The following is a 24,805-nucleotide window of genomic DNA, read 5'->3' on the forward strand; positions in this document are numbered from 1 at the left end:
CAGTGAACACCGCCGGCCGTCGGGCGCTTCCCGTCCGGGGCCGGTCCTACCATGGGCGCATGCCCCAGACCGCGCACTCCCCCCAGCACTCCGCCTCCGCCCCCGCGCTCGCCCTGACCATCGCCGGGTCCGAGGCCACCGGCGGCGCCGGCGCCCAGGCCGACCTCAAGACGTTCCAGGAACTGGGCGTCTTCGGCATCGTGGCGCTGACCTGCATCGTCTCCTTCGACCCGGAGGACGACTGGAACCACCGCTTCTTCCCCGTGCCCACCGAGATCCTCCAGCAGCAGCTCGACGCCATCCAGGGTGACTACCCGGAGCAGCTGCGCACCGTGAAGCTGGGCATGCAGGGCTCCCCGGAGGTCATCCGCACCTCGGCCGCGGCCCTGCGCCGCGCCGAGTGGGACCACGTGGTCCTGGACCCCGTGCTCATCTGCAAGGGCCAGGAGCCGGGCCACGCCCTGGACACGGACCAGGCACTCAAGGCCGAGCTGCTGCCGCTGGCCACGTTCACCACCCCGAACCACTTCGAGACGGAGCAGCTCTCCGGCATGACCGTGCGCTCGGTCGAGGACCTGACGGCGGCCGCTCGGCGCATCCACGAGATCTCCGGCGCGGCCGTCCTGGCCAAGGGCGGGATGCACCTGCCCGGCCCGGACGCCGTGGACGTGTTCGTGGACGGGGACACCGTGGAGGTGCTCTCCGCCCCGAAGATCGGCCAGTCCGGCGTCTCCGGTGCGGGCTGCTCGCTCGCCGCCGCCGTCACCGCCGAGTTGGCCAAGGGTGCCACCACGCTCGAGGCCGCGCGCCGTGCCAAGGAGTTCGTGCGAGCCGGCATCGCGCAGGCGGTGGAGGGCCGCACGCCGTTCGCCGCCCTGTGGCAGGGCGGCCTGCGCTCCGCTTGAGCGCGCACGTGGGCCGCTGACTCGTCCTGAGCCGGGCGGTGCGCCACACTGGGGGCATGAAGCTCCCCTCCCCCGCCCCTTCCGTCCCCGGCGAGGTCCACCACTCGGCGTCGTCCGTTCCCGTCGACGACGCGGAGGCCGTCGTCCCCGCGTTGCGCCAGCGCGCCCTCGCCCCGGGCGGCCGGCTCTACGGGCTGGCGGCGGCGGCCGCGGTCGGCGGGCTCACCCTGTTGGATCCGCACGCCCGCCGAGGGCGCGAGCGCCGGGCCCTCGCAGAGCTCGAGGCCGCCGTCAGCGGCACGTTCCTCGCGGCCGAGACCGCCGGCGCCCTCCACACCGCCGCGATCGCCGACGGCGAGGTGGCCCCCTCCCCCGCCGCGCGTGCCCTGCGCGGGCTCGGCGGGCTGGCCGTCGGCGGCGCGGTCGCGGCGGTCGCGCTGCGTGCCACCGGCCTGAACGACAGGGTCGACGGCGCCGTGGTGCGCGGGCTCCAGCGGGTCGGCGTCCCCGCCCCGCGCGTCGCGCTGGCCGCAGCGGCCTCCCTGGCGATGCTGCTGGCCAACGAGGACGCCCGCCGGACCCGCCGCGACGCCGTCGAACTCGCCGTCACCGGCCCCGCCGGCCTGGACGAGGACACGGTCGACGAGGTCGAGCCCGAGGCCACCGCCGAGCTGCCGGTGGAGGTGCGCGTGCTGCTCGAGACCCTGCTCGACCCGGCGCTGGCCGAGGGCCGGGACCTGCCCGGGGCTGAGGCGCTGCGCTCCCAGCTGCCGCACGCGCGCACCGTCACCTCGGTGGCCGAGGCCATCCGTGAAGCCGGCGAGGTCCCGGACTGGGTGCCGCTCGTCGTCCAGACCGACGATGACGTCCGGCGCGCGGTGCCGAACGACTGCGTCTGGCCCGTCCGCGGCCGCTTCGCCTCCGGCTCCGCCGGAGGACACGAGCTCGAGCTGCGTCTGCAGGTGATCGACGGGGAGATCGGCGCCCTGACGGTGACCCTGCCCGCGGACGCCGAGGCGGACAGCGACGCCTGGGACGCGTTCCAGGAGATCGAGTCCTTCCCCGGCGTCGAGGACCTGACCTTCCACGTGGACGGCGACCGGCGCGCCTGACCGGGGACTCTCCCGGGGCCCGTCCAGCCCGGCCCACTACAGTGGGGACCCGCCCGACGTCGTCGATCCCCCTCCCGGAGAGTTCCCGCCATGACCACCCCCGCCCCGGTCGCGTCCGCCGCCCGTGCCCGTCGCCGCGCGGCCCGTTCCGGCCCCCGCCCGCAGCTGCGCATGGGACTGAACGGGTTCCTCGTGGCCTGGCTGCTGCCCAACCTCGTGATGGCCGCCGTGGTGGCGATCCTGGCCGTGGTCCCGGGCCTGCAGGCCTTCGGCAGCCTGACACCGCTGCTGACGGTGGTCGGGGTCGCCGGGCTGGTGGTGGGGCTGCCGCTGTGCCTGCTCGTGAACTGGGCGTTCCGGCACGTGCTCAACCAGTGGGTCCACGTGCTGGCGTACGCGCTGATCGGCATGCTCTACGGCCTGGTGGTGCTCACGCAGGGCGCGGCGGGCATCCTGCCGATGCTCATCCCGGTGATCGGCTTCCCGGCCGCCGTGCTCATGGCCCTGGGCCGGACGGCGGCCCGTCCCCTCGTCCGCACGGTCACCCCGGAGCCGTCGCCCGCCGAGCCGGCCTGAGCACGCCCGACAACGAGAAAGGACGATGGCCGGATGGCCATCGTCCTTCTCGGAACCGCGTCCGGGGCCCGCATCCCCTCAGGCATGTATCCCGGCTCGTGATTCGCACTGTGCACCGTCTCAATGGGGCATGACCCACTCTAGGAGGGACGACGGCGCCCCCGACAGTGGCGGAAGGTGCAGACTTTCGGGCCCTGATGTGATGCAGGTCACATGGGTCTGGTCCGCCGCTGCGACGGCGTCGGCCTCGTCAGACGGACCTGGGGAGCACCGCGCGCACCCGCCACCCCCAGCCCCCCGGCCCGGCCTCGATCGTGCCGCCGAAGGTGGCCACGCGATCCCGCATGGAGTTCAGGCCCACACCGGAGGAGTTCCACTGCGGCGGGCCGGACCGCTCGGTGACGGTGTTCTCCACCTCGAGCACCACGTCCGGCCCCGCGTCGCGGAGTTCGATGCACACGCGCGCGCCCTCGCCGGCGTGCTTGGCGACGTTCGTGGTGGCCTCTTGGAGCACCCGGTGCAGGGTGGAGCGCACGGAGATCGGCATCGCGTTCTGGTCGCAGCGGACGTCCGTCTCCACCGTCATTCCGAGACTGCGCAGCTCCTCGGCCAGTTGGGCCACGGACAGCACCGGATCCGCGGACGTCGCCCCGTCCGCGCCCCCCGCGGCGCCCGGCTCACCGCTCGGGTCCACGATCCCGTCCTCCTGGAGGATGGAGAGCATGCGCCGCAGGTCCCGCAGCGCGTCCTTCGCGGAGTCCCCCACCACGTCCAGCACGCCCTGAGCCGCCTCCGGGGCGCCGAGGTAGCGTGCCGTCCGAGCCTGCATCGAGATGATCGTGAGGTTGTGCGCGACCACGTCGTGCAGGTCGCGGGCCAGGGAGCGACGCTCGGCCTCGGCGGCCAGCCGGGCCCGCTCCTCCGCCTCGAACACCCGGCGGCGATCCCGCTCCCGCCGGGCCAAGCTCTCGCGGATGAAGAGCCCGCCGCCGAGGCCCATGGACATGAGCAGCAGGATGAACCACGTCGCGTTCGACTGACCCACCGCGAACGGCTGGGCGACGCCCCAGGTCAGTGCCAGGACGGCGGCCGTGACGACGAACCCCCAGGAACGGGCGGTCGCCGCGACGGCCCCGAGGACCACGGGCGCGACGACGGCGAAGAGCACCTCGGAACCGCCGACGACGGTCGCGACGGCCCCGGGCAGGAGCAGGGCGAAGCCCACCGTGCTGCGCCACCACTGGGCGAGGAAGGCGCTGGTCGCCGACGCGATGGCGATCCCGTCCAGGACCGGGATGGCGCCGTGGCCCGGGCCGAACAGACCGATGTCGGACGCGGTCGAGGCGAGCAGGAAGGCCGACCCGAAGGCGAGGTAGACGCGGCTCAGCGGCGCCGCGGCCCAGAACGCGCGCCACCGCAGGCTGCGCGCCTGACGCCACGCCGAAGAGCGGCGCGCCCGGGAGGGCGCGCCGCTCCGGACGGAGGGGGTCGATGGGCTCGAATCAGGCATCGGGGGCGGACCGCCCCGGGGTCAGTCGCACCAGATGCCGAAGTGGCGGCACGTCCACTCCGCAGTGCCTTTGCCGAGGCCCAGGGTCGTGACGACGTCGTCCTCGGCCGAGGCCGCCGAGGCGGCGGCGGCCGGAGCGCCGACGAGGGTGGAGGCGAGCAGGAGAGCGGAAGCGAGGAGAGCGCGAGTCTTCATGGCCCCAGTATGTATGACGCCCGTCACAAATGGTGCACGCCGCGCACAGGCCGCGCCGCGGCATGGCGCAGATGACGGCCGGCGGGCACCCCGGCCTCGCCCCGACGCCGACAAGGTGGCATGCGCCACAGCACCGGTTACGCTGACCTGCGTGTCCGAAGAGCTGCGCATCCTGATCGCCGACGACCAGCCGCTCATGAGCGGCGCGCTCCGCGTGCTCGTCGACTCTGCCCCCGGCATGACCTGCGTGGGTGTGGTCGCCAACGGCGTCGAAGCCGTGGAGGCGTGCGCCGCCATCGAGCCGGACGTGGTCCTGATGGACATGCAGATGCCCCTGATGGACGGGGTGGAGGCCACACGCCGGATCAAGGACACCCACCCCGCGATCCGGGTCCTGGCGATCACCACGTTCACGTCCGAGGACTACCTCGTGCCGGCCCTGCGCGCCGGAGCGGGCGGCTACCTCCTCAAGGACGCGGAGCCGCCGGCCATCCTGGGCGCCATTCAGGCCGTCCATCGCGGCGAGTCCGTGCTCTCCCCCGCCGTGGCGACCAAGCTGCTCGCCTCGATCGAGCGGGACCGGCCGACGGTGGGCCCCACCTCGGTGCAGCCCGGCAGCCCCGACGGCTCCGACCTCACCGAGCGGGAGCTGGGCGTGCTGCGGCTGCTGGCCCGGGGCCAGTCGAACCCGGAGATCGCCGCCAACCTCTTCGTCTCCGAGTCCACGGTCAAGGCCAACCTCACGCGGATCATGGCCAAGCTGGAGGTCCGCGACCGCGTCCAGCTGATCATCCGGGCGGCCCAGCTCGGGCTCGTCACCCTCGCCCTGGACTGAGCGCGGCGAGGTCAGCCGCGGGCCGCGATCTCGTTGCGCCGCGTGTTGAGGTCCTTCAGGACCTGCATCCCGTGCTCCACCACCGGGTCCGCCTCGGCCAGGAGCGAGTCCTTGGCCGGGCCGTAGGCGAGGTCGGCGAACGTGCCGTTCTCCGGGTCGAGGGCCCGGACCTCCTGCTGCACCAGGCGCACCTGGTCCAGGCCGGCCGCGTACTCCACCGATCGCTCGTCGATCTTCGTCAGGGACGCCTCCGCGTCCTCCGGGATCTGCTCCAGGGCGAACTGGGCCTCGTAGAGCAGGTTCTGGTACGTGCAGGGCTCCTCGATGTCGTAGAGCCCCACGCCACGGCCCACGGCCTCCTGATTGGCCTGCGCAATCTCCTCCGCCAAGCGCTCGCTGACGGCGACCTCCGTGGGGGCGCCCATGCCGGCCTCCGCCATGGCCACGTTGACGGTGCCGCCGCCGATCGAGATGACCGCGCTCTCCATCCCCTCGGGCGCGCCCTCGTCCGAGGTGGTCATGCTCGCGGTCGCCCCCTGCGGCAGCCGATCACGCAGCCAGGCGTAGGACTCCTCCCCCATGCAGAGGTTGGGGCCGACCTTGAGGCCCTCCGGGTTGCGGCCCGCGCTCGTGACGCCGGCGAGGACCACGGTCCGCTCGGTGCCGCCTTGGTTCACCACCACGGTGTTGCCGTCCAGCACGGTGACGATGTCCACGCGGGCGGCGTCGGCGGCCACGCCGCGGAGGACGGTGACGATGCCCAGCAGGAGCAGGACGGCGGCGACGGCGAGGAAGACCAGCAGCCCCTTCAGGGGGACCCGGGCACGGGCGGCGACGTGAGTCATGCGGACTTCCTGCAGGTGGACGGCGGGACGGGGGGCCGCGACGACGGCCCGGAGCCCGAGTCTAGCGAAGGGCCCCGGGACCGCCGAGCGGCGGGCCGAGGGACGGCTGCGTCGGGCTCAGCGCTCCCGGCGGTAGAACGGCGTGGCCACCACGGTAAACGGCTCACCGCGGCCGCGCAGGTCCACCTGCAGGGACGTGCCCTCGGCGGCTACGTCGCGGCGGACGCGGGCCAGGGCGATGGGGTGTCCGAGGGTCGGGCTGGGGGCGCCCGAGGTCACCTCGCCCACCCGCTCGCCGGACTCGTCCAGCACGGCGTAGCCGTGCCGGGCGGCACGCCGGCCCGCACCCTGCAGCCCCACGACGACCTCCTCGACGTCGTCCTTGCCGACCAGCGCGGACCGGCCGACGAAGTCGGCCTCCTTGCTCGCGGGCACCGCGAAGCCGACGCCGGAGGCGTGCGGCTGGTGCCCGGTGTCCAGCTCGTTGCCGTAGAGCGGCATGCCCGCCTCGAGGCGCAGCGAGTCCCGCGAGGCGAGCCCGCACAGCGTCAGTTCCACGCCCGCCTCGTCCGCGGCCGAGAGCATCGTGTTCCACACGGCGGAGCCGCGGTCACCGGCCTCGGCGGTGGAGGCGGCGGGCAGGAACAGCTCGAAGCCGTCCTCACCGGTGTAGCCGGTGCGGGCGACGACGGCGGTGACGTCGCCGGCGTCCGTGGGCACGGTCAGGGTCAGGTGGCCGTAGTACTTCAGCTCGGCCAGCTGCGCCGCGGCCTCGGGCATGGCCCGGGCAAGGATCGTCTCGGCCTGCGGGCCCTGCACGGCCACGAGGGCGGTGGTCGAGGACTCGTCCTCGACGACGGCGTCCCAGCCCGACGCCCGCTGGTTCAGGGCGGTGTGGACCGCGGCGATGTTGCCCGCGTTGGGCACCACCAGGTAGTCGGGCTCGGAGCCGGCCTCGCCGTCGTCCATCCGGTAGACGATCGTGTCATCCAGGATGGTGCCGGCGTCCGTCAGGCACAGGGCGTACTTGGCGCGGCCGGGCTTCAACGTGGAGAGCACGCTCGAGAGGGCGTAGTCCAGCATGGCCCCGGCCTCCGGGCCGGTGACCCGGATCTCGCCCATGTGGGAGAGGTCGAACAGGCCTGCGGAGGTGCGGACGGCCTTGTGCTCGGCCAGCTCGGAGCCGTACTTCAAAGGCATGTTCCAGCCCCCGAAGTCCGTGAACGTGGCGCCCGCGGCCTCGTGGACCGGGTGCAGCGGGGAGTTGCGCGTCGAATCGCTCATGGGGTGATCCTCTCAGTCCTCGTCGGCGGTGTCGGCCACGGCGTCCTCGAACGCCTCGGGCGGCGGGCACGAGCACACGAGGTTGCGATCGCCGTAGGCGCCGTCGATGCGGCCCACCGGCGGCAGGTACTTGTCCAGACGCAGGCTCGGCACCGGCGTGCCCGCCTGGGCGCGCGAGTAGGGGCGGTCCCATTCGTCGGCCATCAGGACGTTGAGGGTGTGCGGGGCGCGGCGCAGGACGGAGTCCGCCACGGTCTCCGGGGTGACGGCGGTGATCTCGGCGTGGATGGCCTCCATGGCCTCGATGAACCGCTCGATCTCCTCGAGGTCCTCGGACTCGGTGGGCTCCACCATGAGCGTGCCCGCCACGGGGAACGCCAGGGTCGGGGCGTGGAACCCGTAGTCGATGAGGCGCTTGCAGACGTCCTCGGCGGTCACGCCCGTGCGGGCCGTGAGCTCGCGCAGGTCGAGGATGCACTCGTGCGCCACGAGGCCGTCGTTGCCCGTGTACAGCGTCGGGTAGAGGGGCGCGAGGCGGCGGGAGATGTAGTTGGCGCCCAGCAGCGCGTGCTCGGTGGCGGAGCGCAGGCCCTCGGCGCCCATCAGGTGGATGTAGGCCCAGGAGATGGGCAGCACGCCGGCCGAGCCGTGCGGGGCCGCGGTCATCAGGGCCTCGCGGGAGGGCAGGTACGGCACCAGGTGCTCGCCCACCGCCACGGGGCCCACGCCCGGGCCCCCGCCACCGTGCGGGATGCAGAACGTCTTGTGCAGGTTCAGGTGGGAGACGTCTCCGCCGAACTCGCCCGGCTGGGCCAGGCCCACGAGCGCGTTGAGGTTGGCGCCGTCGATGTACACCTGGCCGCCCGCGGCGTGCACCGTGGCGCAGACCTCCTTGACGTCGGCGTCGTAGACGCCGTGCGTGGAGGGGTAGGTGATCATGATGGCCGCGATGCGGCCCTCGTTCGCCGCGATCTTGGCGTCCAGGTCGGCGGCGTCGATCGTGCCGTCGTCGGCGGTGGCGACGACGACGACCTTCAGCCCCGCCAGCACGGCCGAGGCCGCGTTGGTGCCGTGGGCGGAGGCCGGGATCAGGCAGATGTCCCGCTCACCCTCACCGCGGGCCAGGTGGTACTGACGGATGGCCCACAGGCCCGCGAACTCGCCCTGCGAGCCGGCGTTCGGGGCCACCGAGACGCCCGCGTAGCCGGTGATCTCGGCGAGCTTGGCCTCCAGGTCCGTGATCAGGAACCGCCAGCCCTCGGTCTGGTGGTCGGGCGCGAACGGGTGGATGGAGCAGAACTCGGGCCAGGAGATGGCCTCCATCTCCGCGGTGGCGTTGAGCTTCATGGTGCACGAGCCCAGCGGGATCATGGTGCGGTCCAGCGCCAGGTCGTAGCCGGAGAGGCGGCGCAGGTAGCGCAGCATCTTCGTCTCCGAGTGGTGGGTGTTGAACACCGGGTGCGTCATGAACGCGGAGGAGCGGCGCAGCGCCTCCGGCACGGCCGGGGTGGCCACGGCGCCCTCGTGCGCGGAGGCCGGCAGGGAGCCCGCGTCCAGGCCGAACGCCGTCAGGACGGCCACGAGGTCGGCGTCGACGGTGGTCTCATCGGCCGCGATCCGCAGGGTGTCCGCGTCCACCAGGCGCAGGTTCACGCCGTTCTCCTCGGCGGCCTGCAGGACCTGCTCGGCCCGGCCGGGCACGCGGACGGTGATCGTGTCGAAGAAGTGCTCCTCGGCGACCTCGACGCCGCCGGCCCGCAGCGCCTCCGCCAGGCGGACGGCCTGGGCGTGGGCGTGGCGCGCGATGCGGGCGATGCCCTGGGGGCCGTGGTAGACGGCGTACATCGAGGCGACGATCGCGAGCAGCGCCTGGGCGGTGCAGATGTTGGACGTGGCCTTCTCGCGCCGGATGTGCTGTTCGCGCGTCTGGAGGGCGAGGCGGTAGGCGGGCTTGCCGGCGTCGTCGTGGGAGACGCCCACGAGGCGGCCCGGCATGCTGCGCTGCAGGCCCTCCTTCACGGCCATGTAGGCGGCGTGGGGGCCGCCGAAGAACAGGGGCACGCCGAAGCGCTGCGTGGAGCCGACGGCGATGTCCGCGCCCTGCTCCCCGGGCGGGGTGATCAGGGCGAGGGAGAGGATGTCCGCCGCGACGGTCACGAGGGCGCCGGCCTCCTTGGCCTGCGCGATGACGGCGGCGTGGTCGTGGATGCGGCCGGAGTCGCCGGGCTGCTGCAGCACGACGCCGCACAGGCCCTTCTCCTCGACCTCGGCGCGGACGTCCTCCGGGATGCCTGCGGAGAGGTCGGCCACGCGCACGTCGATGCCCACGGCCTCGGCGCGCAGGCGCACCACGGAGAGGGTCTGCGGGAAGAGGTCCGCGTCGAGGAGGGTGACGCCGTCGGTCCTGCGGCGGTTGGCGCGGTGCATGAGGAGCACGGCCTCGGCGGCGGCGGAGGCCTCGTCCAGCAGAGAGGCGTTGGCGATGTCCAGGCCGGTGAGGTCCTGGACCATCGTCTGGTAGTTCAGGAGGGCCTCGAGGCGGCCCTGGGAGATCTCCGGCTGGTACGGCGTGTAGGCCGTGTACCAGGCCGGGTTCTCCAGCACCTTGCGGAGGATGACGCCCGGGGTGACGGTGTCCGAGAAGCCCTGCCCGATCATCTGGGTCTTCATGACGTTGCGGCCGGCGATCTCGCGCAGCTGCTCCAGAACCGCGGACTCGGTCAGCGGGGCGGGCAGCTCGAGGGGCTTCGGCTGGCGGATGCCGGCGGGGACGGCGGTGTCCACGAGGGCCTCGAGCGAGTCGTAGCCCAGGGTCTGCAGCATGTGCTCGACGTCCGCGGGGCGCGGGCCGATGTGGCGGGCCACGAAGGGGGCCGAGGCGGTGTCCTTGGGCTCGACGCGCTCGTGGGGCAGCGCGGTCGTGCTCTCGGTGGTCTGGGGGCTGGTCACGGGGTACCTCCGGGGGGATCCTGCCGTGGTCACGGCGTGGGTCTGCTCCTCCCCGCTCTGTCATGGACCTGAGAGTTTCCGACGCCCGGGTGGGCGGCTTGCACCGTCGGTGGTCTCGGTCCGGACGCGGGCGCGGCGGAGTGAGACGCTTTCCAGAGCGCCTGACCCCACGCGGTACGGATGCCTGAGAGATTCCCGGGGAGGGTTTGCTCCTTCGGCGGCCTGCTCACGCGGCCGGCCGGGGCAGGACGCGCGCCGACGCTCTCCCGCGCGGGGCATGCGGCGTGCCGTCAGTATCCCACACGTGTAGGCCGCGTCACAGGGCCGCCGGGAGGGGTCGAGACGGGGCGTGTCGGAGCGCTTTCGTTGACGAAACGGCGGCGTGTCGAAGCGCTTTCGTTCAGGAAACGGGCGCCCGGGAGGGGTTGAGTCACCCCACGCGCCCGTGTCTACCGTGGCGGGGACGGGCGGGCCGTGTTCCTCCGCCCCGGAGCCGACCGAGGGAGCGATCCACCCATGTACACCCGCAGCCGGAACGACGTCGAGAAGGTCGAGTGGGGCGGAGGCACCTCCGAACGCCTCCTCACCGCGAAGGACGAGATGGGCTTCGCCGTCGCCCACACGATCGTGCGCGCCGGATCGTCCTCGAAGCTCCAGTACCGCCACCACCAGGAGGCCTGCTACTGCATCGCGGGCAACGGCTCCGTGGTGGAGCCGGACGGCACCGTCCACGAGATCACGCCGGGCGTCATCTACGTGCTGCCGGACCACGAGCCGCACGACCTGCGCGGCGGCACTGAGGACATGCACCTGATCTCGGTGTTCAACCCCGCCATCACCGGCGACGAGAAGCACACCCTGTCGGAGGACGGCTACTCCAGCTACTGAGCCCGGGCACGGTGACGGGAGGCGTCGACGACGGCGTCTCCCGTCATCCTGCCGACGGCCCCCGTCGTCGGACAGCCGCGGCGCGTGGGACTGCTGGCGCTGCCCGTGGCCCTGTTCTTCCTGGGCGGGACGGCGGGCGCGGCCGGCTATCTCTGGCTGGGCTTCGAGGTGGTCATCCCGGTGGCCGGCGTGCTGCTGCTCATCGCCCACCGCCGGCTGATCCAGGACCTGCAGGACGCGTGGCTCACACGAAGGCCGAGACGCCGGTGAGGGCCCGCCCCACGATCAGGGTGTTCATGCCGTAGGAGCCCTCGTAGGAGTAGATGGCCTCCACGTCGCCCATGATCTTGGCGATCTCGTGCTCCGTGAGCAGGCCGTTGCCGCCGAGGGCGTCGCGGGCGAGCGCCGCCGAGGACCGGGCCAGCCGGGTCGAGGTGGCCTTGGCCATCGCCGCGTGCATCATCTCCATCCGCCCCTCCTGCCGCAGGGCGTCCACCTGGAGCATCATCCCGGCGGAGGCGGCCAGGTTGCCGGCGACCTCGGCGATCTGGGCCTGGATGAGCTGGAACGCGGCCAGCGGGCGACCGAACTGCTCCCGCCGCAGCGCGTAGGAGCGCAGCACGTCCAGCACGCCCATCTGCGCGCCGACGCCCTGCCAGCCGACCCACATGCGCGAGTCGCGCAGCAGGGCGCGGGTGGCGGCGAAGGTGGTGGCGCCGGGCAGGATCGCGTCCGCGGGCAGGCGCACGTCCAGGGTGATGTCCGCGTTCTGCATGATCCGCAGGCCCATCTTCCCGCTGATCTTGGTGGCCTCGTAGCCGGGGGTGTCGGTGGGCACCACGAAGCCCTTGATCTCGCCGTCGGCGGTGTCGCGCGCCCAGACGAGCGCGACGTCGGCGATCGTGCCGGCCCCGATCCAGCGCTTGGCGCCGCGGATGACCCACTCGTCGCCGTCGCGGGTGGCGGTGGTGGCGAGGCCGCCGGCGATGTCCGAGCCGTGGTCCGGCTCGGTCAGGCAGAACGCGCCCAGGGCGTCGAAGGATTCGAGGCGCCCCTGCCACGTGGCCTTCTGCCGCTCCGAGCCCAGGCCGGCGATCATGCCGAGGTTGAGCTCGTTGTGGATGCCCACGAGGGCGGACAGGGACAGGTCCACCCGGGCGATCTCCGCGTGCACGAGCTGCTGGAACAGCGAGGACGAGCCGTCCAGGACGAGGCGCCCCAGACCCAGCTCGGCCAGGCCCGGCAGCAGGTCGAACGCGAACTCCTCGGCGTCCCAGTACCGGGTCAGGTGCGGCCGCACACGGGTCTGCAGGTGGTCCTCGATCGCGTCGAGCCGGGCACGCTCGGCCGACTCGAGGCGGCCCCGCAGACGGAGCAGGTCCACGTGGGGCAGGCCAGGGGCGACGGCGGGCGCGCCGGAGGCGGGGACGGGGCGGTCGGCGAGGGCGGTCATGGCTCTCCTTCGGGGGCGGTCCGACGACGGCGGGCGATTTCGCCGCGAATCCGACTGTAGGACTTCCAACTATTCAGGTCTGCCAGTAGTGTTCCAGATCACAGGCCCCCGGCCAAGGATCCGTTCAGCAGCCACCCCGAGGAGGGACCCATGACCGTCCAGGACTCCACCGCCGTCGCCGCCCCGTCGCCGACGGAGGTGTTCCGCGCGGCCCGCGACCTGCTGGTCGAGTGCCAGACCGACGACGAGCGCGCCCGCACCGAGTTCGAGTGGCCCCGCTTCGAGCACTTCAACTTCGGCTTCGACTGGTTCGACCGCCTGGCCCAGGACCCGGCCCGCGCGGACGTGCCGGCGCTGATCATCGCCGAGGACGACGGTCGCAGCACCGAACGCACCTTCGCCGAGCTCTCCGCGGCCTCCAACCGGGTGGCGAACTGGCTCTCCGCGCAGGGCCTGCGCCGCGGCGACCGCCTCATCCTCATGCTGAACAACCAGGTGGAGCTGTGGGAGTTCATGCTCGCCTGCATCAAGCTGCGGGTGGTCATGGTGCCCACCACCACACAGATGACCTCCGGGGACCTCGAGGACCGCGTGACGCGCGCCGGCGCCGCGTGGGCCGTGGCCGGCGCCGAGGACCTGGCGAAGTTCGCCGGCGTCGGCGAGGGCCTGCACCTGGTGCACGTGCCGGGCGTCTTCGCGGAGGGCCCGGCGCGCCGCGCCCCCGACGTCGCCGGCCACACCGTGCTCTCCTACGACGACGCCGCCGACACCGCCGACGAGCTGACCCCGGCCGAGCCGACCCCCGCGGACGAGACCCTGCTCTTCTACTTCACCTCGGGCACCACCTCGAAGCCGAAGCTCGTGGAGCACACCCACACCTCGTACCCGGTCGGCCACCTCACGACGCTCTACTGGATCGGTCTGGAGCCGGGCGACGTGCACCTCAACGTGGCCTCCCCGGGCTGGGCCAAGCACGCGTGGTCCAACTTCTTCGCCCCGTGGATCGCGGAGGCCACGATCTTCGTGCACAACGCCCGCAAGTTCGACCCCGCAGCCCTGATGGCCAACATGGAGCGCTACGGCGTCACGAGCTTCTGCGCCCCGCCCACCGTGTGGCGCATGCTCATCAAGGCGGACCTGGCGCAGCTGACGACCCCGCCGGCCAAGACCATCTCCGCGGGCGAGCCGCTCAACGCCGAGGTGATCGACCAGGTGCACAGGGCGTGGGGCACCACGATCCGCGACGGCTTCGGGATGACCGAGACCACCCTGCAGATCGCCAACACCCCCGGCCAGAAGGTCGTCATCGGCTCGATGGGCCGCCCGCTGCCCGGCATGGACGTCACCCTGCTCGACCCGCTCACGGGCCAGGAGGCCGAGGAGGGCGAGATCTGCCTGCGCCTGGACCCGCGTCCAGTGGGCCTGCTGAAGTCCTACTACGGCAACCAGGAGAAGACGGGCGAGGTGTTCCGCGACGGCGTCTTCCACACCGGTGACATCGCCCGCCGCGACGAGAACGGCGTGCTGACCTATGTGGGCCGCGCGGACGACGTCTTCAAGTCCTCGGACTACAAGGTGTCCCCGTTCGAGCTGGAGTCGGTGCTGGTCAAGCACCCGGCCGTGATGGAGGGCGCGATCGTCCCCACCCCGGACGAGCTGCGGCTGGCCGTGCCGAAGGCCTTCGTCACCCTCGCCCCGGGCCACGAGCCCACCGCGGAGACCGCCCGGGCGATCCTGCAGTTCACGCTCACCCAGCTGCCCCCGTACAAGCGCATCCGGCGCATCGAGTTCCTCGAGCTGCCGAAGACCATCTCGGGCAAGATCCGCCGCGTGGAGCTGCGCAAGGCCGAGGTCGAGCGCGCCCAGACGGGCGCCGCCCCGGACGGCTACGGCACCGAGTTCCGCGAGGAGGACCTGGAGCTGCAGCGCTGACCGGGCCGTTCCCCGCCGCCGCCCCGTCCGGCGGTGGCGGGGGGCCCCCGGTGCGCCGCTAGTCTGGAGCGCCATGAAGAAGCCACCCCTCGCCCAGGACCCCATCCGGGAGGCCGCCCGGAACTGGGAGCGTCACGGATGGGGTGACGTGGCCCGCCCGATGGCCGCCATCACCTCGATCATGCGGGCCCAGCAGATCCTGCTGGGTCGGACGCAGGCCGCGCTCAAGCCCTACGGTCTCACCTTCGCGCGGTACGAGCTCCTGGCGCTGCTGAACTTCTCGCGCGAGAAGCGGATGCGGATGTCCAAGGCGTCCGCGCTCCTGCAGGTCCACCCCACCTCGGTGACCAATGCGGTGGACCGGCTCGAGGCCGCCGGGCTGGTGGAGCGCACCCCCCACGAGTCGGACCGCCGCGCGCTCGTGCTCGCCCTCACGGACGAGGGCCGGCGCGTCGCCGTCGCCGCCACGGAGACGCTCAACGCCGAGGTCTTCGGCCGTTCCGGCTTCGATCCGGCGGACGTGGACACCCTCATCGACGTCCTCGGCCGGTTCCGCGCCGAGGCCGGCGACTTCCAGGTCGACGGCCTCGACGCCGGCGCGCCCGCGACGGCGGAGCACACCTCCTCCTGACGCTCTCCGCAGCCGCCCGGCTCAGCGGGGCTCGAGGCGCACGGCGCCGTCGAGCCGGATGACCTCGCCGTTCAGGAACGGGTTGGACACGATCTGCTCGACGAGCAGCGCGTAGTCCTCGGGCCGGCCGAGGCGGGCCGGATGCGGGGTCTTGGTGGACAGCGCCTCGCGGGCGGCCTCGGGCAGGCCGGCCATCATGGGCGTCTCCATGAGGCCGGGGGCGATCGTGACCACGCGGATCTGGGAGGAGGCGAGCTCGCGGGCCGCGGGCAGGGTCAGCGCGACCACGGCGCCCTTGGAGGCGGAGTACGCGATCTGGCCGATCTGCCCGTCGTAGGCCGCCACGGACGCGGTGTTCACAATGACGCCGCGGTCCTCGCCGAGCGGCTCCTGCGTCCTCATCGCGGCGGCGGCCTGGGCCATCATCGACACGGTGCCGACCGTGTTGATCGCCAGGACCCGGCTCAGCACCTCGGCGGACAGCGGCCCGTCGCGACCCACGAGCTTGCCCGGCGTCGCCACGCCGGCGCAGTTGACCAGCACCCGCAGCGGCCCGGCCTCCAGCGCGGCGGCCACGGCCTCCCGGGCGGTGTCCTCGGCGGTGACGTCGCCCGTCACGAAGCGCGCATGGGGGCCGAGGGCGGCCACGGCGTCCGCGCGGACGGTCTCGCCCTCGCGGTCCGGCAGGTCCACCACCACGACGGCGGCGCCCGCGTCCGCCAGGCGGCGGGCGGTGGCGTGGCCGAGGCCCGAGGCCCCGCCGGTGACGATCGCGCTCTGGTTCGACAGGTCCATGGACGGACCCTCCCTTCCTCCTCGGGATACCCCCCGAGTTCGATAGTTGCATGTCCTACGTTCTCATCCTAGATTAGCGGATGAGTAACCCAGATCACATGCACGGCCGGGCCCGCCACGCCCGTCGTGGGCGGCGCCGAACGACGTCCGCCCTTCCGCCTGGACCCGCGAGGAGCCCCCATGTCCGAGAAGACCGCGCCCACCGAGACCGCCCCCGTGATCCCCCACTTCGTGCACGGCGAGCGGCGCGAGGGCGCCTCCGGCCGGCACAGCGACGTCTACCACCCGGCCACGGGCAGCGTGGCGGGCCGCGTGCCGCTGGCCTCCGCCGAGGAGATCGACGCCGCCCTGGCCTCCGCCGAGGAGGGCTTCGCCGCGTGGTCGACGCTGAATCCGCAGCGCCGCGGCCGCATCCTGCTGCGCTGGGTCGACCTGATCAACGAGAACATGGACGAGCTGGCCACCGTGCTCGCCCAGGAGCACGGCAAGACCGTCCCGGACGCCAAGGGCGACATCCAGCGCGGCATCGAGGTCGTGGAGTTCGCCGCGGGCGCCCCGCACCTGCTCAAGGGTGAGTTCACCGCCGACGCGGGCACCGGCATCGACGTGCACTCCATCCGCCAGCCGCTCGGCGTGGCCGTGGGCATCACGCCCTTCAACTTCCCGGCGATGATCCCGCTGTGGAAGGCCGGCATCGCCCTGGCGGCGGGCAACGCCTTCGTCCTCAAGCCCTCCGAGCGCGACCCCTCCGTGCCGGTGCGACTGGCCGAGCTGGCCCTCGAGGCCGGCATGCCCGCTGGCGCCCTCAACGTGGTGCACGGCGACAAGACCGCCGTGGACGCGCTCATCGAGGACCCGCGCGTCAAGGCCGTCGGGTTCGTCGGCTCCACCCCGATCGCGCAGTCCATCTACGCGCACGCCGCCCGCATGGGCAAGCGCGCCCAGTGCTTCGGCGGGGCCAAGAACCACGCCGTGATCATGCCGGACGCGGACCTCGAGATGGCCGCCGACGCCCTGGTCGGCGCCGCCTTCGGCTCCGCCGGCGAGCGCTGCATGGCGATCTCCGTGGCCGTCCCGGTCGGCGAGGAGACCGCCGACCGCCTGATCGCGCTGCTCCGCGAGCGCATGGAGGACCTCACGGTCGGCCCGTCGCTCGACGCGTCCTCGGACTTCGGCCCCGTCGTCTCGAGGGACGCGAAGGAGCGCATCGAGGGCTACATCGCGGCCGGCGTCGAGGCGGGCGCCGACCTGGTCACGGACGGCCGGGGCGTCGTCGTCGAGGGCCACGAGGACGGCTTCTACGTGGGCGCCACCCTGTTCGACCGCGTGACCCCGGAGATGAGCATCTACCGCGAGGAGATCTTCGGCCCGGTGCTCTCCGTGGTCCGCGCGAAGGACTACGAGGAGGCGCTCACGCTCGTGAACGAGCACGAGTTCGGCAACGGCGTGGCCATCTTCACCCGCGACGGCGACGCCGCCCGCGACTTCTCCACCCGCGTGGACACCGGCATGGTCGGCGTGAACGTGCCGATCCCCGTGCCGATCGCCTACTACACCTTCGGCGGCTGGAAGGCCTCCGGCTTCGGCGACCTGAACCAGCACGGCACGGACGGGCTGAAGTTCTACACCAAGACGAAGACCGTCACCACGCGCTGGCCCTCCGGCGTGCGCGAGGGCGCCAGCTTCGTGATGCCGGCCGGCTCCTGACCGCCCCGCAGCCCGTCCCGACCAGGAGGACCCCATGACCACCGTTCTGTTCCTCGGCCTCGGCCACATGGGCGGCCCCATGGCCGCCAACCTCGCCGCCGCGGGCCACCGCGTGCTCGGCTTCGACCTCGTCCCCGAGGCCCTCGAGAAGGCCCGTGCGGCCGGCGTCGAGACCGTCACGGACACGGCCGCGGCGGCCGCGGAGGCCGACGTCGTGCTGACCATGCTCCCCCACGGACGCCTGGTGCTGGACGTCTACCGGGGTGAGGACGGCGACGGCGGCCTGCTCGCCGCCGCCCGCCCCGGCACCGTGTTCCTGGACTGCTCGACCATCGACGTCGCCGAGGCCCGCGAGGCGGCCGCGGCGGCGGAGGCGGCGGGCATGCGGGCGGCCGACGCGCCGGTCTCGGGCGGCCAGGTGGGCGCCGAGGCCGGCACCCTCGCCTTCATGGTGGGCGCCTCGGACGAGGTGTACGCCGAGGTGCTGCCGCTGCTCGAGGTCATGGGCGCGCGGATCGTGCACTGCGGGGCCGCCGGCCTGGGCCAGGCCGCGAAGATCTGCAACAACATGGTGCTGGGGGTCACGCAGATCGCCGTCGCCGAGGCCTTCGTCCTGGGCGAGCGCCTGGGCCTGCGGCACCAGGCCCTGTACGACGTGATGAGCAAGGCCTCCGGGCAGTGCTGGTCCCTGACCACCAACTGCCCGGTGCCCGGCCCCGTCCCCGGCTCCCCCGCGAACCGGGACTTCCAGCCCGGCTTCGCCGGCGCCCTGATGGCCAAGGACCTCGGGCTCGCGCTCGCGGCCCTGGACGAGCAGGGCGTGGCGGCCGACCTGGGCCGCCTCGCGCAGGCCAAGTACGCCGAGTACGCCGCCGGAGAAGGCGCCGCCCGCGACTTTTCCGGCATCATCGAGGACATCCGAGCATCACACACGGACAGGAGCGAGGCATGAGCGAGCAGACCACCCCGGACGGCGCCGAGTCGCCGATCGTCGTCGAGCGGCAGGGCCGGGTCGGCCACATCCGCCTGAACCGGCCGAAGGCCCTGAACGCGCTGAACGAGGCGACGATGCGCGCCGTCGTCGCGGCGGTGCAGGAGCTGGACACCGACCCGGAGATCGGGGCGATCCTGCTCTCCGGCTCCCCCAAGGCGTTCGCCGCCGGCGCGGACATCAAGGAGATGGCCACCAAGGAGTTCTCCGAGATGTACGCGGCCGACTGGTTCGCCGGCTGGGACGGGCTCACCCGTGCCCGCACCCCCATCGTGGCGTGCGTGACCGGCTACGCCCTCGGCGGCGGCTGCGAGCTGGCCATGATGGCCGATGTGCTCGTGGCCGGCGAGGGCGCGAAGTTCGGCCAGCCCGAGATCAACCTCGGCGTCATCCCCGGCATGGGCGGCTCCCAGCGCCTGACCCGCGCCGTGGGCAAGGCCAAGGCCATGGACATGATCCTCACCGGCCGCATGATCGGGGCCGAGGAGGCCGAGCGCATCGGGCTCGTCTCCCGCGTGGTGGCCGACGAGAAGGCCCTCGAGGAGGCGCTGGAGGTGGCCGCGACCATCGCTTCCAAGTCCAAGCCGGCCTCCTGGATGGCCAAGGAGGCCGTCAACGCCGCGTTCGAGACCACGCTCGCCCAGGGCATCGCCTTCGAGCGCCGCGTGTTCCACGCCGCGTTCGCCACGGCGGACCAGAAGGAGGGCATGGACGCGTTCGCGGCGAAGCGCGAGGCGGGGTGGGAGCACCGATGAGCGACGCGCAGACCACGGCGACGACGGCCCCCGCGGCCGCACGGGACGGGGCGGCGGACGAGGTGCTCCTCGAGGTCCGCGACGGCCTCGGCCGCATCACACTGAACCGTCCGCGGGCCCTGAACGCACTGACGCAGGACATGGTCCGGGCGATCGACGCGGCCCTGACCGACTGGGCCGCGGACCCCGCCGTGCGCGGCGTGCTGATCCGCGGCGCCGGGGAGAAGGGACTGTGCGCCGGTGGTGACGTCGTCTCCCTGCGCTCCTCGCTCCTGGCCGGGCGGTTCGCGGAGGCCGAGGAGTTCTTCCGCGACGAGTACGCGATGAACGAGCGCATCGCCACCTACCCCAAGCCGTACGTGGCCTTCATGGACGGCATCGTCCTGGGCGGCGGCATGGGCGTGTCCGTGCACGGCTCGCATCGCGTGGCCACCGAGCGGACCCGCGCCGGCATGCCCGAGACGGCGATCGGGTTCACCCCCGACGTCGGCGGCTCCTTCCACCTCGCCCGCGCACCCTTCCAGGCGGGCCGGCACCTGGCCGCGACCTCGGCGCACGCCTCCGGTTCCGACGCGGTGGCCCTGGGTCTGGCGGACGTCTTCGTGGAGTCCGCCCGGCTGGACGAGCTCGAGCAGGCCCTCGCCGCGGCGTTCGGCGCCCTCGGCTCGGCCGCGGACGCGGGCGGGCGCGACGAGGCCGCCTTCGCCGCCGCCGACGAGGTGCTGGCCCGGTTCGCGGTGGCCGAGGACGCACGGCCCGCGTCCGCGCTGGTGGCCGGCCGGGAGTGGATCGAGGACGCCTACGGCCGGGAGTCGGCCGCCGAGGTCCTCGCCGCCCTGGACGAGCGCGCCGCCGCGGGCGGGGAGCATGCCGAGGCCGCGGGGCAGGCCGCCGAGGCCATCCGCACCAAGTCCCCGACCGCCGTCGCCGTGGCCCACGAGGCCCAGCGCCGGCTGGCCGCACGCGGGGCGGACCTGACCGTGGCCGACGCGCTGCGCCAGGAGTTCACGATCGGCACCCACCTGATGCGCGAGCCGGACATGGCCGAGGGCATCCGTGCGCTGCTCGTGGACAAGGACAAGGATCCGACGTGGAGCCCGGCCCGGCTCGAGGACGTCTCGGCCGAGGACGTGGCCGGGCACTTCGAGCCCGTGTCCGGAGTGGACCCGCTGCAGCTCGGCTGAGCCCGCCCCGACGGACGGCGCCCCGTGGTCACGTGTGGTGACCGCGGGGCGCCGTGCTGTGTGCGGCAGGCGGGGCCGAGCCCCGCGACCGGGTCCCGGCCCTCACCGCGGCGGTCCAGCCCGGTCTCAGCCGATCAGGCCGCGACCCACGATCATGCGCATGATCTCGTTGGAGCCCTCGAGGATCCGGTGCACGCGCAGGTCCCGGACGAGCTTCTCCACGCCGTACTCGTGGAGGTAGCCGTAGCCGCCGTGCAGCTGCAGGGCGGTGTCGGCGGCCTCGTAGCCGGACTCGGTGGCCACGAGCTTGGCCATGGCGCACAGGCGCACGGTGTCCGGGTCGTTGCGGTCCAGGGCGTCCGCGGCCCGCATGAGCATCGTGTGGGCGGTCTCCAGCTTCACGGACATGTCCGCCAGCTCGAAGACGAGGGCCTGCTTGGTGGTGAGCGGCTCGCCGAACGCGCTGCGCTCCTTGAGGTAGCGGGTGGCCTTGTCCAGGGCGGCCAGGCCGCCGCCGATGGAGCAGGCGCCGATGTTCAGGCGGCCGCCGTTGAGGCCCTTCATGGCGATGCGGAAGCCGTCGCCCTCCTCGCCGAGGCGGTCGGCCACGGGCACGCGGACGTCCTCGAAGATCACCTGGCGCGTGGGCTGGGTGTGCCAGCCCATCTTCTTCTCGTTGGGGCCGAAGGACAGGCCGGGGGTGTCCTTGTGGACCACGACGGCGGAGATCCCCCGGGCGCCCGTGTCCGCGGTGCGGCACATCACCACGTAGCAGTCGGACGCGCCGGCGCCGGAGATGAACTGCTTGACGCCGTTGAGGACGTAGTGGTCGCCGTCGCGGACGGCGCGGGTCTTCAGCGCGGCCGCGTCCGAGCCGGCGCCGGGCTCGGTGAGGCAGTAGCTGGCCAGGTGCTCCATGCCCACGAGGTCGGGGATCCAGCGGGCGCGCTGCTCGTCGCTGCCGAAGGAGTCGATCATCCAGGCGACCATGTTGTGGATGGAGATGTAGGCGGCGAAGGCCGGGTCCGCCTTGGCGAGCTCCTCGAAGATCAGGATCGCGTCCGTGCGCTCCAGGCCGGTGCCGCCGTGCTCCTCCCCCACGTAGATGCCGCCCAGGCCGAGCTCGCCGGCCTCGGCGAGGACGTCCACCGGGAAGTGCTTCTCGGCGTCCCAGTCGAGGGCGTGCGGGGCGACGCGCTGCTCGGCGAAGTCGCGGACGGCGTCGACCAGGGCTTTCTGGTCATCGGTGATGGGGAACATGGGTTCGTCCTCCTGGGGCTCGGTCCGGCCGCGCGGGCGGTCCACGACGGGGTGGGGCGGGGGTGACACCGCGGGCGGCGACAGGGTGTGACTGTCGTCACCATGATAATAGGACATCCAATGATTTGCCGTGTCGCCACCGGGCCGTGGGCTAGCGTGCTCCCCGTGCAGACCACCACCAGCCCCACCGCGGACTCGCCCACCGGCCCCCGCTCCCACGCCTCCGGCCGCACGGAACAGCTGTTCGGCATCCGCCGCCACGCGCTGATGACCGAGCGGGACGGTGCCCTCAACCCGGCCGCGTTCGAGGTCGGCCCGTGGTGCCTCGACCTGGACGGCCGGCCCACCGGCGCGGCGGCCACCGTGATCATGGACAACGCCACGGCGGTGGCCGTGCACCACGCGGCCCGGGACATCGAGACCGTGGTCACCACCGAGCTGCAGGTCAACGTGCTCGGCCCGCTGCCCGCCTTCGACGCCGTGGCCGTCACGGCCGGGGACGAGGACGGCCCGCTGCTGGAGTGCTGGACCCGCCCGCTGGCCTGGGATGCCGGCGGCGGCGTGGCCCGGGCGTGGCTCGAGGACGCGGACGGGCGTCGCGTGGTCGAGGCGACCGGCTGGTTCCAGTCGGTGCCGGCCGGAGCGCCGGAGCGGATGGCCGAGTTCGTCGCCGCCGGACGGCTGCCCCGCGGGGCCGAGACCCGCGTGCCCATGCCGGGGCTGCTGGCCGCCCGCCCCGAGTCACTGCCGACGGCCGCTCCGGACGTGCGCCCCGCCGTCGCCGCCGCGGCCACGGCGGGCGTGCGCTTCGCCCCGAAGCCGGAGCTGGCCAACCCGTCGGGCGCCGTCCACGGCGGGGCCATGACGCTGCGGGCGGCCACCGCCGCGCAGGCGGCCATGCCGGACCGCGAGCGCTACGACGTCCAGGCCGTGCGCGTGGTGTTCGTGCGCCCGGGCCACGGCGAGATGGTCGCCCTCACGCGGGTGCGGCACGCCGGCCGGTCCCTGCGCCTCGTGGACGTGGACCTCGTGCCGGTCGGCGCCGACGGCGTCCCCGTGGCCGACAAGCCGATGGTCCAGGTGCAGGTCACCTTCCGCGCGACCCGGAGCTGACGCCCCGCACGCCCGAGCACCCGAGCGCTTTCGAACGTGAGATAGGGCCTATCCCACGTTCGAAAGCGCTCATTCCCCCGACATCACGTTCGAAAGTCCCGGGAGGAGGGGCCGTCGTCGTGGGGCCGGCTCAGCGGCCCACGGTGCCGAACCGGGAGGCCACGGGGGCCGTGAAGGCGGGCTTCAGGAAGAACCAGGCGGCGGCGGTGACCGCCACGCTCACGAGGAACACCACGAGGCCCCACGCGTCGGTGGCCCCGCCGCGCGAGGTGTACATGTGGTTCAGGTTCGTCAGCAGGCCCGTGAAGGCCACGAGGAACACGTGCACCAGGATGAACGCCACGAAGAAGACCATCACCGGGAAGTGCACCTTGCGGGCCACCTCCATGGGGAACGCCTTGTTCAGTCCCGTGGCCTCCGTGGGGAACCACGAGGACATGCGCCAGCCCGTGAGGGCGGCGAGCGGGGCGGCCACGAACACCACCAGCGCGTAGGAGAGCATCTGCAGCGCGTTGTAGTGCACCCAGCCGTTCTCCGTGGGCCAGTCCAGGGACAGGTACTGGATGCCGGCGGACACGGCGTGCTGGAACACGTGCGGGTCCGTGGGCACGATCCGCGCCCAGTGGCCGGTGGCGATCAGCAGCACCACGAAGATCACGCCGTTGAGCAGCCACAGCGCGTCGAGGGCCTGGTGCATCCAGATGGTGAGCGAGAACTTCTTCGGGGTGTTGCCCCGCGCGGAGAACAGGCCGTCCTTCGTCGGCGTGAAGTTGGCCGGAGGCCGCGTCTCGTGACGGATCTGCAGCCCCGTCCGGATGATCAGCACCATCAGGAACATGTTCAGGAAGTGCTGCCAGCCCATCCACCAGGGCATCCCCTCGGGGGTGCCCTCTGGCAGGACCGGGTGCCCGTCGTAGGTCGCGATGAAGTCCGCCACCGGGTCCAGGCTCCGCAGCCAGCGTCCGGCCAGCACCGCGAGCAGCGCCAGCACCACGACGCCGGCCACCGCCGGCAGCGCCTTGCGCAGACGGGACGGGGCGGCGGACTCGGCGGCGTCCGTCTCCGCGGCCCGAGCGGGCGTACCGGTGGCAGCCCCGGGGGCGGCCCGGGGCGGCTGCGCGGCGGAGGCCGGCGGGGCCGACCGGGTGTCCGGCGCGGTGGGGGCCGGCTCCGCGGCCGACGCCGCGGCCACGGGGGCGGCGACGGCCGGTTCCGCATCGGCCGGCTCGACGGCGACCGGCCGGGCCGGCGCCGCGGCGGCGGGCTCGGCGGTGACCGACTCCGGTGCGACGACCTCCTGCGCCACCGTCTCCGGCGCGGTGGGGGCGCCCACGGCGGCCAGCTCGGTGAACCACTCCCCCTCCCGGGCGAACGGCACGTACCCGGCCATGCGTCGCCGCTCCGCGAGCGGCACGAGGTCGGACTCCACGGGAGCGCCCACCCCGGCCGCGGCCGGCGCACCGGTCGCGGAGGCGGCGACGGCGGCCGCCACGTCCGGCACGACGGGCTCGGTCTCCGCGGGTGCGGGGGCCCGCGTCGGGGACGCCGAGGCGGCGATCGGCTCGGGCGCGACGGGCACCGCCGGGGCGGCAGGCGGGGTCGATCCCGCGGCCGGGGCGGGGGCGCCGCCGAGCCACTCGGCCTCGCGGGCGAACGGGACGTACCCGGCCATGCGGCGTCGCGCGGACAGGGGCGTGAGGCCCGACGCCGGCGCGGTCGGCGCCACCGGGACGGCGGGCGCGACCACCGGGGCGGGGGCCGCCGTCGTGGTGTCCTGCGCCGGGGTGGGGGCGGGCTCGGTCTCGGCCGGGGCGCCCTTCAGGGGGACGTAGCCGGCCATTCGCTGCTTGGGCATGCTTCTCCTCGTCCGAGGGGCGCGGTCCGC

The 24,805-nt window shown here is 73.4% G+C and carries 22 protein-coding genes and 1 riboswitch; of the genes, 13 read left to right on the plus strand and 9 right to left on the minus strand.

Features of this window, described 5'->3' with window-relative positions; translation table 11 throughout:
- The first annotated feature begins 59 nt into the window (after nucleotides 1–59).
- The 3 genes from AC0VX4_RS09625 (at nucleotide 60) to AC0VX4_RS09635 (ending at nucleotide 2,593) form a co-directional block, all read left to right on the plus strand.
- Nucleotides 60–905: a hydroxymethylpyrimidine/phosphomethylpyrimidine kinase gene (locus tag AC0VX4_RS09625; RefSeq protein ID WP_475464317.1), complete on the plus strand. Its 846-nt coding sequence runs from the start codon at nucleotides 60–62 to the stop codon at nucleotides 903–905.
- A 56-nt stretch (nucleotides 906–961) separates the two neighbouring features.
- Nucleotides 962–2,017: a hypothetical protein gene (locus tag AC0VX4_RS09630; protein WP_475464318.1), complete on the plus strand. Its 1,056-nt coding sequence runs from the start codon at nucleotides 962–964 to the stop codon at nucleotides 2,015–2,017.
- A gap of 90 nt (nucleotides 2,018–2,107) precedes the next feature.
- Nucleotides 2,108–2,593, plus strand: coding sequence for a hypothetical protein (locus AC0VX4_RS09635; RefSeq protein ID WP_020624818.1), 486 nt, complete (start codon nucleotides 2,108–2,110; stop codon nucleotides 2,591–2,593).
- Nucleotides 2,594–2,843: 250 nt separating this feature from the next.
- On the opposite strand, the gene AC0VX4_RS09640 is transcribed toward AC0VX4_RS09635, so the two are convergent.
- Both AC0VX4_RS09640 and AC0VX4_RS09645 read right to left on the minus strand, forming a co-directional pair.
- Entirely contained in the window at nucleotides 2,844–4,103 is a 1,260-nt protein-coding gene (locus AC0VX4_RS09640; protein ID WP_078025375.1) for a sensor histidine kinase, read from the minus strand.
- A gap of 21 nt (nucleotides 4,104–4,124) precedes the next feature.
- Nucleotides 4,125–4,298 carry a hypothetical protein gene (locus tag AC0VX4_RS09645; RefSeq protein WP_002856694.1) on the minus strand — a complete coding sequence of 58 codons (174 nt, stop codon included), beginning with the start codon at nucleotides 4,296–4,298 and terminating at the stop codon, nucleotides 4,125–4,127.
- A gap of 151 nt (nucleotides 4,299–4,449) precedes the next feature.
- Between AC0VX4_RS09645 and AC0VX4_RS09650 the strand changes: the two genes are divergently transcribed.
- The gene (locus tag AC0VX4_RS09650) at nucleotides 4,450–5,133 is read left to right on the plus strand and encodes a response regulator (protein WP_002856693.1); all 684 of its coding nucleotides are present in this window, start codon (nucleotides 4,450–4,452) and stop codon (nucleotides 5,131–5,133) included.
- 11 nt (nucleotides 5,134–5,144) lie between these two features.
- On the opposite strand, the gene AC0VX4_RS09655 is transcribed toward AC0VX4_RS09650, so the two are convergent.
- From AC0VX4_RS09655 to gcvP, 3 genes are all read right to left on the minus strand, one after another.
- Nucleotides 5,145–5,978, minus strand: a complete 834-nt coding sequence (locus AC0VX4_RS09655; RefSeq protein WP_095695293.1) for a thermonuclease family protein — start codon at nucleotides 5,976–5,978, stop codon at nucleotides 5,145–5,147.
- Nucleotides 5,979–6,095: 117 nt separating this feature from the next.
- Nucleotides 6,096–7,262 (minus strand): glycine cleavage system aminomethyltransferase GcvT, encoded by a 1,167-nt coding sequence (gene gcvT, locus AC0VX4_RS09660; protein WP_144824626.1) that lies wholly within the window; start codon nucleotides 7,260–7,262, stop codon nucleotides 6,096–6,098.
- 12 nt (nucleotides 7,263–7,274) lie between these two features.
- Complete coding sequence (gene gcvP, locus AC0VX4_RS09665; RefSeq protein WP_065572888.1) at nucleotides 7,275–10,211, minus strand: aminomethyl-transferring glycine dehydrogenase; 2,937 nt, start codon at nucleotides 10,209–10,211, stop codon at nucleotides 7,275–7,277.
- Between the two features lie 162 nt (nucleotides 10,212–10,373).
- Nucleotides 10,374–10,490, minus strand: a riboswitch (glycine riboswitch).
- A gap of 237 nt (nucleotides 10,491–10,727) precedes the next feature.
- Here gcvP and AC0VX4_RS09670 point away from each other — a divergent pair.
- Nucleotides 10,728–11,099 (plus strand): ectoine synthase, encoded by a 372-nt coding sequence (locus AC0VX4_RS09670; protein WP_002856688.1) that lies wholly within the window; start codon nucleotides 10,728–10,730, stop codon nucleotides 11,097–11,099.
- Nucleotides 11,100–11,183: 84 nt separating this feature from the next.
- Nucleotides 11,184–11,369, plus strand: a complete 186-nt coding sequence (locus AC0VX4_RS09675) for a hypothetical protein (protein ID WP_036334812.1) — start codon at nucleotides 11,184–11,186, stop codon at nucleotides 11,367–11,369.
- Here the strand turns inward: AC0VX4_RS09675 and AC0VX4_RS09680 are convergent.
- On the minus strand, nucleotides 11,344–12,552 hold the full coding sequence (locus AC0VX4_RS09680; protein ID WP_002856687.1) for an acyl-CoA dehydrogenase family protein: 1,209 nt from the start codon (nucleotides 12,550–12,552) through the stop codon (nucleotides 11,344–11,346). The two genes, AC0VX4_RS09675 and AC0VX4_RS09680, sit on opposite strands and share 26 nt — an antisense overlap.
- A 150-nt stretch (nucleotides 12,553–12,702) precedes the next feature.
- On the opposite strand from AC0VX4_RS09680, the gene AC0VX4_RS09685 reads away from it, so the two are divergent.
- Entirely contained in the window at nucleotides 12,703–14,484 is a 1,782-nt protein-coding gene (locus tag AC0VX4_RS09685) for an AMP-binding protein (RefSeq protein ID WP_002856686.1), read from the plus strand.
- 73 nt (nucleotides 14,485–14,557) lie between these two features.
- Nucleotides 14,558–15,115, plus strand: a complete 558-nt coding sequence (locus tag AC0VX4_RS09690; protein WP_002856685.1) for a MarR family winged helix-turn-helix transcriptional regulator — start codon at nucleotides 14,558–14,560, stop codon at nucleotides 15,113–15,115.
- Between the two features lie 21 nt (nucleotides 15,116–15,136).
- Here AC0VX4_RS09690 and AC0VX4_RS09695 read toward each other — a convergent pair whose 3' ends face one another.
- On the minus strand, nucleotides 15,137–15,910 hold the full coding sequence (locus AC0VX4_RS09695) for an SDR family NAD(P)-dependent oxidoreductase (protein WP_002856684.1): 774 nt from the start codon (nucleotides 15,908–15,910) through the stop codon (nucleotides 15,137–15,139).
- A 180-nt stretch (nucleotides 15,911–16,090) separates the two neighbouring features.
- Between AC0VX4_RS09695 and AC0VX4_RS09700 the strand changes: the two genes are divergently transcribed.
- The 4 genes from AC0VX4_RS09700 to AC0VX4_RS09715 are packed head-to-tail and all read left to right on the plus strand — an operon-like array spanning nucleotide 16,091 to nucleotide 20,547.
- Nucleotides 16,091–17,617, plus strand: a complete 1,527-nt coding sequence (locus tag AC0VX4_RS09700; protein WP_002856683.1) for a CoA-acylating methylmalonate-semialdehyde dehydrogenase — start codon at nucleotides 16,091–16,093, stop codon at nucleotides 17,615–17,617.
- A gap of 34 nt (nucleotides 17,618–17,651) precedes the next feature.
- On the plus strand, nucleotides 17,652–18,569 hold the full coding sequence (gene mmsB / locus AC0VX4_RS09705; RefSeq protein WP_049161272.1) for a 3-hydroxyisobutyrate dehydrogenase: 918 nt from the start codon (nucleotides 17,652–17,654) through the stop codon (nucleotides 18,567–18,569).
- Nucleotides 18,566–19,363, plus strand: a complete 798-nt coding sequence (locus AC0VX4_RS09710; protein WP_002856681.1) for an enoyl-CoA hydratase — start codon at nucleotides 18,566–18,568, stop codon at nucleotides 19,361–19,363. Before mmsB ends, AC0VX4_RS09710 begins: the two co-directional genes overlap by 4 nt.
- On the plus strand, nucleotides 19,360–20,547 hold the full coding sequence (locus AC0VX4_RS09715; protein WP_136941003.1) for an enoyl-CoA hydratase/isomerase family protein: 1,188 nt from the start codon (nucleotides 19,360–19,362) through the stop codon (nucleotides 20,545–20,547). Before AC0VX4_RS09710 ends, AC0VX4_RS09715 begins: the two co-directional genes overlap by 4 nt.
- Before the next feature lie 126 nt (nucleotides 20,548–20,673).
- Here the strand turns inward: AC0VX4_RS09715 and AC0VX4_RS09720 are convergent, their stop codons facing one another.
- Entirely contained in the window at nucleotides 20,674–21,807 is a 1,134-nt protein-coding gene (locus AC0VX4_RS09720) for an acyl-CoA dehydrogenase family protein (RefSeq protein WP_049161266.1), read from the minus strand.
- Nucleotides 21,808–21,972: 165 nt separating this feature from the next.
- Here AC0VX4_RS09720 and AC0VX4_RS09725 point away from each other — a divergent pair, with 165 nt between their 5' ends.
- Nucleotides 21,973–22,920, plus strand: coding sequence for an acyl-CoA thioesterase domain-containing protein (locus AC0VX4_RS09725; RefSeq protein WP_475464319.1), 948 nt, complete (start codon nucleotides 21,973–21,975; stop codon nucleotides 22,918–22,920).
- A gap of 130 nt (nucleotides 22,921–23,050) precedes the next feature.
- Here AC0VX4_RS09725 and AC0VX4_RS09730 read toward each other — a convergent pair whose 3' ends face one another.
- Nucleotides 23,051–24,775, minus strand: coding sequence for a cytochrome b/b6 domain-containing protein (locus AC0VX4_RS09730; RefSeq protein WP_232502398.1), 1,725 nt, complete (start codon nucleotides 24,773–24,775; stop codon nucleotides 23,051–23,053).
- Between the last annotated feature and the right edge of the window lie 30 nt (nucleotides 24,776–24,805).

The sequence above is a fragment of the Micrococcus sp. 63XJN7_8_ISO-PGPR-S23-253 genome, assembly GCF_056173425.1.